11 protein-coding genes are annotated in these 11606 nt (G+C 44.9%); 3 read left to right on the top strand and 8 right to left on the bottom strand.

Annotated elements, in window-relative coordinates; genetic code table 11:
- Positions 1–876: 876 nt before the first annotated feature.
- From nadX to nadC, 3 genes are read left to right on the top strand one after another with little or no spacing between them, the layout of a single operon-like run.
- Positions 877–1605 carry an aspartate dehydrogenase gene (gene nadX, locus J7K79_RS06875; protein ID WP_296906746.1) on the top strand — a complete coding sequence of 243 codons (729 nt, stop codon included), beginning with the start codon at positions 877–879 and terminating at the stop codon, positions 1603–1605.
- 12 nt (positions 1606–1617) lie between these two features.
- Positions 1618–2514, top strand: a complete 897-nt coding sequence (gene nadA, locus J7K79_RS06870; protein WP_296906743.1) for a quinolinate synthase NadA — start codon at positions 1618–1620, stop codon at positions 2512–2514.
- A gap of 4 nt (positions 2515–2518) precedes the next feature.
- Positions 2519–3340 carry a carboxylating nicotinate-nucleotide diphosphorylase gene (gene nadC, locus J7K79_RS06865; RefSeq protein WP_296906741.1) on the top strand — a complete coding sequence of 274 codons (822 nt, stop codon included), beginning with the start codon at positions 2519–2521 and terminating at the stop codon, positions 3338–3340.
- Here the strand turns inward: nadC and J7K79_RS06860 are convergent.
- Genes J7K79_RS06860 through J7K79_RS06825 form a run of 8 tightly spaced genes read right to left on the bottom strand, consistent with a single transcriptional unit; the run spans position 3331 to position 11604 of the window.
- Positions 3331–3789, bottom strand: a complete 459-nt coding sequence (locus J7K79_RS06860) for a YaaR family protein (RefSeq protein WP_296906739.1) — start codon at positions 3787–3789, stop codon at positions 3331–3333. The genes nadC and J7K79_RS06860 overlap by 10 nt on opposite strands.
- Complete coding sequence (locus J7K79_RS06855) at positions 3786–4442, bottom strand: hypothetical protein (protein WP_296906737.1); 657 nt, start codon at positions 4440–4442, stop codon at positions 3786–3788. The genes J7K79_RS06860 and J7K79_RS06855 overlap by 4 nt, the downstream gene beginning before the upstream one ends.
- Entirely contained in the window at positions 4426–5022 is a 597-nt protein-coding gene (gene yqeK / locus J7K79_RS06850) for a bis(5'-nucleosyl)-tetraphosphatase (symmetrical) YqeK (RefSeq protein ID WP_296906735.1), read from the bottom strand. Before yqeK ends, J7K79_RS06855 begins: the two co-directional genes overlap by 17 nt.
- 2 nt (positions 5023–5024) lie before the next feature.
- The gene (locus J7K79_RS06845; protein WP_296906732.1) at positions 5025–5306 is read right to left on the bottom strand and encodes a DUF503 family protein; all 282 of its coding nucleotides are present in this window, start codon (positions 5304–5306) and stop codon (positions 5025–5027) included.
- 14 nt (positions 5307–5320) lie between these two features.
- Complete coding sequence (locus J7K79_RS06840) at positions 5321–6589, bottom strand: alpha-amylase family glycosyl hydrolase (protein ID WP_296906729.1); 1269 nt, start codon at positions 6587–6589, stop codon at positions 5321–5323.
- Position 6590: 1 nt separating this feature from the next.
- Entirely contained in the window at positions 6591–8642 is a 2052-nt protein-coding gene (gene fusA / locus J7K79_RS06835; protein WP_296906727.1) for an elongation factor G, read from the bottom strand.
- Complete coding sequence (locus J7K79_RS06830; protein WP_296906724.1) at positions 8642–10303, bottom strand: phosphodiester glycosidase family protein; 1662 nt, start codon at positions 10301–10303, stop codon at positions 8642–8644. The genes fusA and J7K79_RS06830 overlap by 1 nt, the downstream gene beginning before the upstream one ends.
- Complete coding sequence (locus tag J7K79_RS06825) at positions 10300–11604, bottom strand: pyrimidine-nucleoside phosphorylase (protein WP_296906722.1); 1305 nt, start codon at positions 11602–11604, stop codon at positions 10300–10302. Before J7K79_RS06825 ends, J7K79_RS06830 begins: the two co-directional genes overlap by 4 nt.
- Between the last annotated feature and the right edge of the window lie 2 nt (positions 11605–11606).

Raw genomic sequence — 11606 nt, 5'->3', positions numbered from 1 at the left:
TACGACCGCTACACTGTTTCCATACCTCTAAGGAAGTATTGAAACTTGAGTCCCATTAATAAAGCCTGTTAGCGCATCTATGTTTCCATACCTCTAAGGAAGTATTGAAACTCACAACTTAGAACGGCCGAAACACCCGTTAGGAGTTTCCATACCTCTAAGGAAGTATTGAAACTGAAAATTATCTTTGCTTCGACAAATTCATCTAAAACGTTTCCATACCTCTAAGGAAGTATTGAAACCCGTTGATTTTCGAAGAAATTATACCACAAGACTTTTCAAGATACAAGAGTAATACTTGACTTTCAGTGCTCATTCATCATAAACCATTCTAACACACGAACTGGTATCATCAAGTACCAAGTGAAAAGACGGAATAATTGCATAGTCAAAGAAAGATGGAAAAGAAGGGAAAAACAAAAGATAAATTACATTGACCTAGGTCAAGGGTTTTTGGGGCGTTTTGAGGGAAATTCGTATAGTTACCAGTTTCACAAATGCAAACAAAAAGGCACGCCTTAAAGTGTTTATGGCTAAATATATTCTTCCCCTTTTCAACGGCTTTTTGAATAACAATATGCAGATAGATTTCCACATATTTTCCCGTACAATTACTATTATTCCTTTTTTAACGCATAATGCATCCTTCTCAAAGTCGCATGAATTTCTCCGTTACCGGTAATTGCATACTCTGTATCTACCTCTACATACCTTATACAAACACCACCCGCTTTGTGAACAATTGGAACTAACCTGGTTTGTATGAATAAAACATAATTGTAGAAAACCAATTAGTTTGTAACTAACACCAATCCTTTACAACATATCTTGTCAGTTATTTACAGCTGGTGTAAAATTTATCTGGGGGTGTGAGTGATGAAAGCTCTTATCATCGGTGTTGGTAACATTGGAAAGCAATTGCTGAAAATGGCTCGTTTTGAGAAAGTATATGCTTTCGACAAATATCGAAGAAGTTACATTCCAGATGTGCAGTGGCTCGAAGAGTTTCACGTTCCTGAGGATGTGGACACGGTAGTTGAATGTGCTTCCCAAAAGGCGGTTAAGGAGTACTCCTCACAGATACTGAAGAGCAGCGTGAACTATCTCATCGTCAGTACCAGCGCTTTCGCTGATAGGACTTTCAGAGAGTTGTTTTTCGAGGAGCTGAAGAGGTCACCGGCAAGAGTCTTTTTCCCCTCCGGTGCGATCGGTGGACTGGATTTGATATCGGCGATAAGAGACACCGTTGAACAAGTGATCATTGAAACAAAAAAACACCCAAGAAGCCTTGATGTGAGCGTTGAAGGAGAAACGACTGTCTTTGAGGGAAGTGTGGAAGAAGCGGCGAAACTTTTTCCCAGAAACATAAACATCGCTTCAACCGTTGGTCTCGTCGTTGGATTTGAAAGGGTAAAGGTGATCATAAAATCCGATTCTTCTCTTTCCCACAACGTTCACAATATAAGAGTGTTCTCCAGTATTGGAACATACGAGTTCAGGATAGAAAACCTTCCATCTCCGGAAAATCCCAAAACGAGTATGGTAACAGTCTATTCCATCTTGAAAACCATCGAAAGTCTAGACTCCAAGATCGTCTTCGAATGAGGAGGGACGATGGTGATAGACAAAATTCTCAATTTGAAGAAAGAAAAGGGTTATGTGATACTTGCTCATAACTACCAGATTCCAGAACTTCAGGATATAGCAGATTTTGTAGGTGATTCACTCCAGCTTGCAAGGAAAGCGGTGGGTTTAAAAGAGAAAAAGATACTCTTCCTTGGTGTAGACTTCATGGCAGAACTGGTCAAGATACTGAATCCAGAAAAGAAAGTCATAGTTCCCGACAAAAGTGCAACATGTCCCATGGCGAATCGCCTGACACCGAAGATGATAGAAGAATACAAGAAAAGATTCCCGGGTGCTCCTGTTGTTCTCTATGTGAACAGCACAGCAGAGTGTAAAGCTCTCGCAGACGTCATATGCACTTCTGCGAACGCAGTGGAAGTTGTGAAAAAGATCGAATCGGATGTGATTCTTTTCGGTCCAGATAAGAACCTGGCAGAGCACGTAGCTGAAAAAACGGGAAAGAAAATAGTTGCCATACCCGAAGGTGGGCGTTGCCCTGTCCATCAGTTCAGCGAAAATTCCGTCGATATTGCAAAGAAAAAGTACCCAGATGCTAAAGTGGTGGTTCACCCGGAATGCCCAAGATCGGTCAGAGATAAAGCTGATTATGTGGGAAGCACTGGGCAGATGGAAGAGATACCAAAGGGTGATCCATCGAAGACCTTCGTGATAGGAACGGAAATAGGAATGATTCACAAGTTAAAAAGGAAATTCCCAGACAGAAATTTCATTCCGCTGGAGAATGTCATCTGTGTGAACATGAAGAAAAACACTCTGGAAAACACACTTTTGGCCCTTGAAACGGAATCTTTCGAAGTTACACTTCCGGAAGATATTATCGAAAAAGCCAGAAGGCCCATACTCAGAATGTTTGAAATCATGGGGTGATATTGTGGAAAAGCTTCTGGATATCCTTGTATCCCATGTGAAAGAGGACGAAGGAGGGTTGGATATTGCCTCCTTCCCACTTCGAAACATGACTTCCAAAGCGGCCGTTGTTCTGAAATCAGAAAACGTGGTTGCCTCTGGAATAGAGCTTGCACAGAAGTTTCTGGAAAGGTATCATCTAGCTTCCAAATTCTACGTGGAAGACGGTGAACTCGTATCTGAAAAGGGTGTGATTGGTGAGATAGAAGGTAACGCGTACAACCTGCTTTTGATCGAAAGAACGCTTTTGAACACGCTTTCACTGATGTTTTCAACGGCCACCATCACCAGGAGGTTTGCCAGCAAGTTGAAACACACAAAAATAGCCGCCACAAGGAAGACGATTCCGGGGGTGTCTCTTCTTCAGAAACTTGCTGTGATACATGGAGGAGGAGACACCCATAGGTTCAATCTCGAAGACTGCGTTATGATAAAGGATAACCACTTGAAGATTTATGGAAGCGTGGAAAGAGCAATCCGAGAGGTTAAAAAGATCACCTCTTTCACGAAGAAAATCGAAGTCGAAGTTGAAAGCATGGAAGACGCCCTGAAGGCTGTTGAAATGGGTGCTGACATTGTCATGCTGGATAACATGTCACCAGAGATGGTCAAGAAGATATCCAGAAAGATCAAAGAGATGAACTCAAACGTTGTGGTAGAGGTGTCTGGGGGTATTACAGAAGAGAACGTATCAGATTACGACATGGAAACGGTCGATGTGATCTCCACGAGCCGCCTGACTTTGAGTGGGATTTTCGTGGATCTTTCTCTCGAGGTTCAACGGTAGAGATTGAGTATCAACCCGTTGATTTCCTCTATTCTGGCAGCCAGGTTTATTGTTTGCCACTCGTTCTTCATGATCTTTTCGGTGAGATCCATTAGCTTTTCGTTCACCTCTTCTACTACAACGTGAAGTTTTGCTCTGCCGGTGGTCATATCGAAACTACCAGATAGTTTATAGAGCCTTTTTTCAACAAGTTTCAGGAACTCCTTTATGGCATTTTTGTACCTCTTCAGATTGGAAGGAGTGGGGGATCTTACCAGTTCGTTTCCAGACTCAATCACTTCTTCGACAGCTTCCTCAAGGAGTTTTTCGAATTGTTCCACGCTGACATCTCTCATTATGTCGAAGAACTCTCTTCTCTCTATCTTTCCGGTTCTGGAAGTTTTTTTGGATTTTTTTCCCTTAACTTCCTGGTTTTTCAAAGATTCTCCTCCGAGAGGATCTATCCTCACCTTTTCATCTCCTCGGTGATGACCTTCAATTTCTCTGGGTCAAGGTACAACCTTTGGTACTCTTTCCCCTGGACCTTCACAGTGACAGGTTTCTTCGTTATCGTCGGTGCCTCAAAAATATCGATCGCATAGCTCGATGCTTTTTCTAGGAACTTGTACAGGGAAAATCTGTTCAAATTGTTGAATCCAAAATCCTTTACCCAACTTCCCACGAACAAAAAGTCGAAGAACCTCATTTTTCTCTTTGAAAGCTCTTTAACAAAATCTGTGAAACTTTCAACCTGTCTACCAAGAAGATCGTGACAGAGCTTCAGAAATTCGTCTTTTGACATCACTGAATAGAAGGCTCTTTCTGCTTTCACTTGAAGCAGGTTTTCTATTTTTTCAAGATCGCTCAGAGGTCTTTCGGAAAAGAGAGACTCTCTTCTTTCCGGATCGTAGGATTCCTTTGGGAAGGAAACGATGTACACCATTCTCTTCGTGTCGTCTATTCTCACGAAATAACTTTCATCTTCCACTCTGAAAAGATAATGGACTTGGCTCGCTTTGTAGTCTGGAGAAGAAAGGAAGGATCTGTAGTAGAGAAATCCGACGGCAACGATTGCTATAACTATAAAAAAAACGGTGAGTAACACTTTACTCGATCTCTTCATCTACATGCCCTCCTCTGCTCATGAGAATACTGTTCCAGAGCTCCACCGTTTCTGGTATGAGTAAAAGATCTCTTCCAACCGCGTAGAAGATTTTGTTCTTCAAAACCTGGAAGAATCCTTCGTCTAGACTTCGAAACGCTATCTTCCGCAAAGCGTCAACCCCAGGGAAGTCTCGTGTGAATTCAAGAGAATCGGCTATGAAGAGGATCTTCCCTATCTCCTTGAAACTGACGTGTCCTGAAGTGTGATAGGCCACAGCCATGAGCACTTCTTCGTCGTCCACGTTGAAGCGCCTTCTCAAAAACTCCGCCGCCACCTTTCCGTGGAGCAAAACAGAATGAGCTTTTTCCAGCTCTGATATCTCCAGACCGTAGGCCCTGGACATCTTCAAGAGCTTTCGGGGTGGTACATCTCTGAACATGTCGTGAGACAGAGCAGCGAGTTCCAATCTGTTGAGATCCACATTGTATATCTCTCCCAACCTCCTCGAAAAATCCACCACGGACTTCACGTGAACGATTCTCTTCTTTGAAAGAACTCTGTTCAGGATCGCTTCCAGTTCATCTATCACTATTGTCATCTTCACCACACCTCTCTCTCCGCTTCTTCTATCTCCATTCCGGGGTAAAGATCCAGGTAATCTATGATGGCGTCAAAGACCTTCTCTATGAAAGCCCTGTCGGTGTTCACCATGGCAATTCCAATCTCGAAGAAATTCTTCGAGTCGTGTGCTCCCACTTCGGAGATGGATATGTTGTACTTTTTTCTCAGATCGTTTATGAGTCTTTTCAATATACCTCTTTTTTCCTTCAAAGACCTCACACCAAAGAGTCTGACACGCAAATTTACCACACCAATATTCATTCTACCACCTGCTCTCAGTAGAGCACGAAGGAGAGTATCAAGGGTTCTCTTCCAATTTCCAACTTGGCTCTGGAATTTTTCACACTCACCCTCACAAGGTCGTCGTTGAATACGTTTTTAGAATGGATACAGATACTTTCCCATGTGCCGGAAAAATCGAGAATGACAGAAACAATTTCCAGAAGAGGGTTCAAAACACAGAGAAGAAACCTGTTTTCGTGTCTCCAGAGATAGGATATCACCTTCTCTGGTTGATCATTTCTTACAAAGATCATCTCCCCATCTGAAAACATATTTGTTCTGAGTCTGTAGTGGGCAAATCTTTTGTGTAAGACGAATATTTCGTTTTCTTGCCTGGGGATGGGAAGTGTGTACTCGTTGAATATGTCCAGATCCTCTTCAAGGCCGTATTCCTGCCCATTGTGAACCAGTGGCACTCCCTTCATCGTAAAAAGAAGGGCGATCCAGTGTATTAACGATTCTTGAGAGAGAAACCTTGCTACTCGAGGCTGGTCGTGATTTTCTAGAAATCTCATCTTTATGTATCCTTTTGGGTACATGTGATCCTGCATTCTCAAAAAGTCGATGTACTCCCTCAGACTTCCTCTTCCTTCTATGAAATCCCGGAACCTGTAGTAACCGTCGTAGTCATAAGTGATGTCGAACGCCTGGTACATGTACGGATCGTGAGTCTCGGATATCCATATGAGTCTTTTCACAGGATCAAGGCTTTTTCTGGCCTGTATCCAGAAATCCAGAGGAACAAGACCTGCCACATCACACCGGAATCCATCCACGTCGAATTCCTCAACCCAGTACCTCATCATGCTGATCATGTATTCTCTCAACTCTCCGTTCGAATAGTCGAAATCGATGACATCCGACCAGTCTGGTACTTTCCTCGCAAAGTTCCCGTTCTCGTCCCTGAGAAACCACTCGGGATGTTTCTTCACTAAGACGTTGTCAACAGCGGCGTGGTTTAACACCATGTCCATCAAAACGTACATATTCAACTCGTGTGCTCTCTCCACAAACTTTCTGAAATCTTCCTTGGTTCCTATGAGAGGATCTATTTCGTAGTAGTCGCGAGTGGCGTATGGAGAGCCGAGGGTTCCTTTTCTTCCTTCCACACCAGTAGGATGAATGGGCATCAACCACACTGTGTTGATGCCCATTCCTTTCAATCTTTCCAGATCTTTCTCGAGCGATAGGAATTTCTTTCCTTTTTCTCCTGGATAAGCCCTTGCGAAAGCTTCGTATATTACCAGGTTCTTGAAGTTCATATTATTTCTCCTGTTCTTGCATTTCTCTTCTTCTCTCTTCGATGATCTTCTCTTGGATGTTCGGGGGTACTATCTCGTATCTCTGGAATCTCATGGTGAAATAACCTCTTCCACTGGTGATGGAGGAAAGCTTGTTGGAAAAGTCGAGCATTTCGGCAAGAGGAACTTCTGCTTTCACCTTCACCATACCTTTACCGGAGGGTTCCATACCGAGGGGTCTTCCTCTTCTGCTGGAAATCTCCCCCATCACGTCTCCAGCGTTTTCTTCAGGGACGAAGACCTCTACCTCCATAATCGGCTCCAGTATCACAGGTTTTGCAGCTTCCATTCCTTTCTTGAAGGCCTGTATAGCTGCAATCTGGAACGAAATATCGGAAGAGTCCACTTCGTGGTAGGAACCGTCAAAGAGAATGACTCTGACGTCTGTGACGGGATAACCTGCGAGTACACCTTTTTTCATCGCTTCTCTGATACCTTTATCAACAGAGGGAATGAAGTTCCTGGGGATTACCCCTCCGACGATCTTGTCCACAAACTCGTATCCCTGACCTCTCGGGAGAGGCTCCAGCTGTATCTTTACGTGTCCGTACTGACCGTGACCACCCGTTTGCTTTTTGTGTTTGTGCTCTGCCACGGCTGCTGCGGTGATCGTCTCTCTGTAGGCGATCTTCGGTCTTCCAATTTCCACGTCGACCCCGAAAATCCTTTTCAGTCTTTCCACCATAACGTCAAGGTGCATGGCACCAAGTCCTGAGATCACTGTTTCGCCAGTTTCCGGGTCGTATTCCCACACGAAAGTAGGATCAGAGTCAGAAAGCCTGGACAGCCCTCCGCTGATCTTGTCAATGTCTGACTTGGACTTGGGGTGGACAGAACGAGAGAACATGGGTTCCGGGAAGGAGGGAACAACTATCTTCACCCTTCTATCTTTGTGGGCAAGGGTTTCCCCAACGGCACCTTCTTTGAGTTTTAAAAGAACAACTATCTCACCCGGGCCGACAGACTCAACTTCTTTTTGCTGTTTGAGAACGGGAAGATAAACGTGTCCGACTTTTTCCGAAGTATCTTTCTGAACGTTGACGATGGTGTCGCCGTTCTTCAAAGTTCCCGCTATGACTTTTGCGAAGGTTATTCTTCCAACGAACTGGTCAACAACAGATTTGAAAATGTAAGCACAGAAGGGCTCTTCTTCAGATAGGGGAATTTCCACCTCTTTTCCATCTTCCATTGCCGCCTTGTAAGGACTCGCTTCTGCTGGAGAGACCCCAATACTTTCCAGATAATCCAGCAACGCCTCAACGCCCATCTCCTTGAGTCCGGAACCTGCTATCACGGGTACCACTTCGCCTTTTCTGTAGCTTTCCTTGAGAACTCTCATGAGTTCATCGTATTCTATCTCTTCTCCATCGAGGTATCTCATCATGAGTTCTTCATCCTGTTCCACTATGTCTTCGAGGATCTCCGATCGTAGATCGTTGAACTCAGACGGCATATCTTCTTCCACTAACTCTTCTCCTTTGTATCTGTATGCCTTCTTCTTGAGAAGATCGACAACACCTTCAAAGCTTTCTGCGGCACCGATTGGAACAACAAGAGGTAATATTTTCTTTGAGAACCTTTCTTTCAACTCTGCAACAACATTATCGAAGTTTGCCCTTTCTTTGTCCATCTGGTTCACAAAGACCATGATGGGTTTTTTCATCTCTTCGGCGAGATTCCAGGTTCTTTCTGTCTGTATCTCCACGCCTGCCACGGCGTTCACTACCGATATCACGTTCTCCGCAATAAAAATCCCGTTTATGACCTCAGAAATGAAATCCGCAAATCCCGGGGTATCTATCAAAAACATTCTCTTGCCCTTCCATTCAAAGGCCGCCACGTGTGAGGAAAAGCTCGCTCCTTTTTCTTCTTCTACGGGATCGTAGTCCACGTATTTCGTCTCAGGTTTGTCAATCATGTTCAGTTTGTAAAGGATACGAGCTAGAAGCAAAGATTTCCCAGATCCGTTGTGCCCTATTAGGGTTGCTGTGCGCACATTCCGAATTTCTCCCATCACTCACCCACCTCCGTGCTTTTTTTCTTCCAAACAACGATTCCCACAGGTATGGCTGCCGTGCTGTTTGCTGCCTTTCCAAAGAGGCTTCTACCCACGGCCATGACCGATGAGCTTCCTCCGTCAACACACATGGCGTCTTCGAAGCCCTTGGAGAGAAGGAAATCAACGAGTTCATCATAATTCAATCCTCTCGTTATATGATTATAACCTTCGAACACGATAAACCAAAGTTTTCCGTCTTTTGTAGCAATGACCGTTCTTGGTGCCTTCGCATAAGCGATGCCACCGCCGTACCTTGCCTTCTCCTCCTGAGCATCAGGAATGGGAGCACCGTTTTGGATCAAAAGAGGGCCCCCTTCTACTGCCTGCCTTATCCGAATTGGAAGATTAGGTTGAACGGAAAGATAAGCTTTGTCTCCTATCTTCAGGTTGGAAAGGTATGCCTCGTACTTTTTGGAAACAGCAACCACGTACTCTGAACCTTCGGCTCTTTCTCTGTATCCCAGGTACTTTATCGTGTCTTCATCTACCACAAAGTACAACTTGTCATCTTTCCTCGGGATCGTACCTGAAAACTCTTTCGTGTAAACCAGCACCTCTCCCTCACCGAGCGTGTTGATTCCTTTGACGAGGAAGAGCACACCGTTCACCGTCAGGGTAACGTCCACAAGCATCCTTCCGATGAACACGTCTCCTTCTTCAGTGATCGCAAAAACGGGCCTTCCAGAGAACATTGTAGAATAAGGCTTCCCGTCTATCACAATGAGGCCAATGGGGAACTTCGTCACAGGGTCAAAGTAGTTTCCGTTTATCCCGGCCACGCCTCCAACCCTTTCTACCATATCGTCGAGTTGCTCAAGGAAGCCAAAGCCTTCTTCAGCGATAACGGGTTTCACCTCAACCTTGTCTGGGTCCATGATCAGGTAGTTCACAACCGTTTTTTCTCCCCTGCCGAACTCTTCTATCTTACGTTCGAACACAACACCATCAGCTATCTTCATCTTCCCGAAGAATCCTTTGACCAGCGATAACTGGCAGACAAGATGACCCTTTTCAAAAGTCAATTTCACATCGGGGTAGAAATTTCCAACATTGACGATGAGGGTTATCTCGCTTTTTCCTGGTTCCACTTCTATTCCTTCTGAAACCACCGGCATGCTTTCCACCACAGGAGAGATCTTCAAGACAACCCTGCCCATGCTCTTTTCCACTTCCACCATGTCTGGCACCAGAACACCCGTGTAAGAGATGGTTACCCTGTCTCTTTCCTTCGTGGCAGAAAGAACGATCGGCAGGGAGTCGTAGATGAGTACGTTTTCTCCCTTCGTGTAGACTTGATATCCCTCCATCAGCTCTTTTATGGCATCGATCGGTAGAAGAAGTTTTCCCTCCAGAAACAAGGGCGAGGAGAGTTTTTTCACGAAATCCAGCACCGTTTCTTTTTCTTTCACAAAGAGCACATGGTCATCGTGGACAACGTAGTGGTATCCGTTTGCGTGTATGTAACCAACACCAACCGGTGTGAGATCTTCTACGTAGACGTAGTAGACATCATCTTTGAGGACACTCCTGATGGGAAATGCCTCTTTTCCACTGATCACGTAAGAGGCAAAGGAAAAACAGGCAAGGAGAAGAAAGACGAAAATAAATTGCTTCATCTGATCACCTCTTCTACTACCCTGAAGGGTTCTGGTGGAGTATTGGATACCACGTAAGCTTCCTTCAAAAGTTTCATGGCGTTTTCCAGATCGCTCTTTTCTGAGACATAGAGCTTTGCGATCGTTTCTCCTTTTCCCACGAAGTCTCCCAGTTTTTTCTCAACAACGATTCCCGCACCGGGATCTATCTTGTCTTCTTTCTTCTTTCTTCCTGCACCCAGAAGCATGGAGGCTGTTCCTACCTTTTCGGTGTCTATGAACGATACGTATCCTTCCTTCTCAGATTTGAACTCTTCTACCCTCTTTGAAACGGGTAGAAACTTCCAGGGCTCGTCGACCACCCTCTCGTCTCCGCCCTGAGCTTTCACGAGCACACGGAATTTTTCGAGAGCCTCTCCCGTTTCGATCTTTCTCTTCAAAATCTTCTTTCCTTCTTCAAACTTCGAATCTCCCGCAAGCTCGAGCATCAAAGCACCAAGAGTAATTGAAAGTTCCTCCAAATCCTTCGGACCGTTTCCCTTGAGGGTTTCTATTGCTTCTATCACTTCCAAGGAATTTCCTACGAAGTGTCCCAGCGGCTGATTCATGTTTGAAAGGACGGCAACGGCTTTTTTACCGTGACGTTTTGCTATATTCAGCATCAGGTTTGCGAGTCTTCTGGACTCTTTTATGTCTTTTATAAAAGCACCCGTTCCAAACTTCACATCTAGGACGAACGCGTCGCTTCCGGCTGCAAGCTTTTTACTCATTATGCTCGATGCGATCAGGGACAACTCATCGACAGTTGCTGTTGCATCGCGGAGGGCGTATATCTTTTTGTCCGCGGGTACGAGATTTCCCGTCTGGCCCACTATCGCTATACCGTACCTCTTCACGTTTTCAACGAACTCGTCGATGGAGAGTTCTGTTCTGAATCCCGGTATAGACTCCAGCTTGTCGATCGTTCCTCCTGTGTGTCCAAGAGCGCGTCCGGACATTTTCGCAACGGGAACACCACACGAAGCAACGAGTGGTGCGACAACGAGGGTGGTTTTATCACCAACACCTCCTGTTGAGTGCTTGTCAACCTTCTTCCCAGGTATTTCTGAGAGGTCTAGGATCTCCCCGGATTTCATCATGGCTTCGGTGAGATAATAGGTCTCTTCTTCGTCCAAGTGGCGAAAGAAGATCGCCATCAAGAACGCCGCCATTTGATAGTCCGGTATCTCGCCGTCGACGTAACCCCTCACCATGAAGCCTATTTCCTCTCTGGAGAGTTTTCCTCCGTTTCTCTTTTTCAGAATGACATCGTAGGCCCTCAAAG

Source organism: Thermotoga sp., from assembly GCF_021162145.1.
GTDB lineage: Bacteria > Thermotogota > Thermotogae > Thermotogales > Thermotogaceae > Thermotoga.
This window is presented reverse-complemented; position numbering and strand designations above follow the sequence as displayed.

Excerpts from the sequence above, each read along its gene's own strand:
- nadX (WP_296906746.1), top strand. The coding sequence starts at position 877 with ATGAAAGCTCTTATCATCGGTGTTGGTAACATTGGAAAGCAATTGCTG.
- J7K79_RS06855 (WP_296906737.1), bottom strand. The coding sequence starts at position 4,442 with ATGAAGAGATCGAGTAAAGTGTTACTCACCGTTTTTTTTATAGTTATA.
- yqeK (WP_296906735.1), bottom strand. The coding sequence starts at position 5,022 with ATGACAATAGTGATAGATGAACTGGAAGCGATCCTGAACAGAGTTCTT.
- J7K79_RS06845 (WP_296906732.1), bottom strand. The coding sequence starts at position 5,306 with ATGAATATTGGTGTGGTAAATTTGCGTGTCAGACTCTTTGGTGTGAGG.
- J7K79_RS06840 (WP_296906729.1), bottom strand. The coding sequence starts at position 6,589 with ATGAACTTCAAGAACCTGGTAATATACGAAGCTTTCGCAAGGGCTTAT.
- fusA (WP_296906727.1), bottom strand. The coding sequence starts at position 8,642 with ATGGGAGAAATTCGGAATGTGCGCACAGCAACCCTAATAGGGCACAAC.
- J7K79_RS06830 (WP_296906724.1), bottom strand. The coding sequence starts at position 10,303 with ATGAAGCAATTTATTTTCGTCTTTCTTCTCCTTGCCTGTTTTTCCTTT.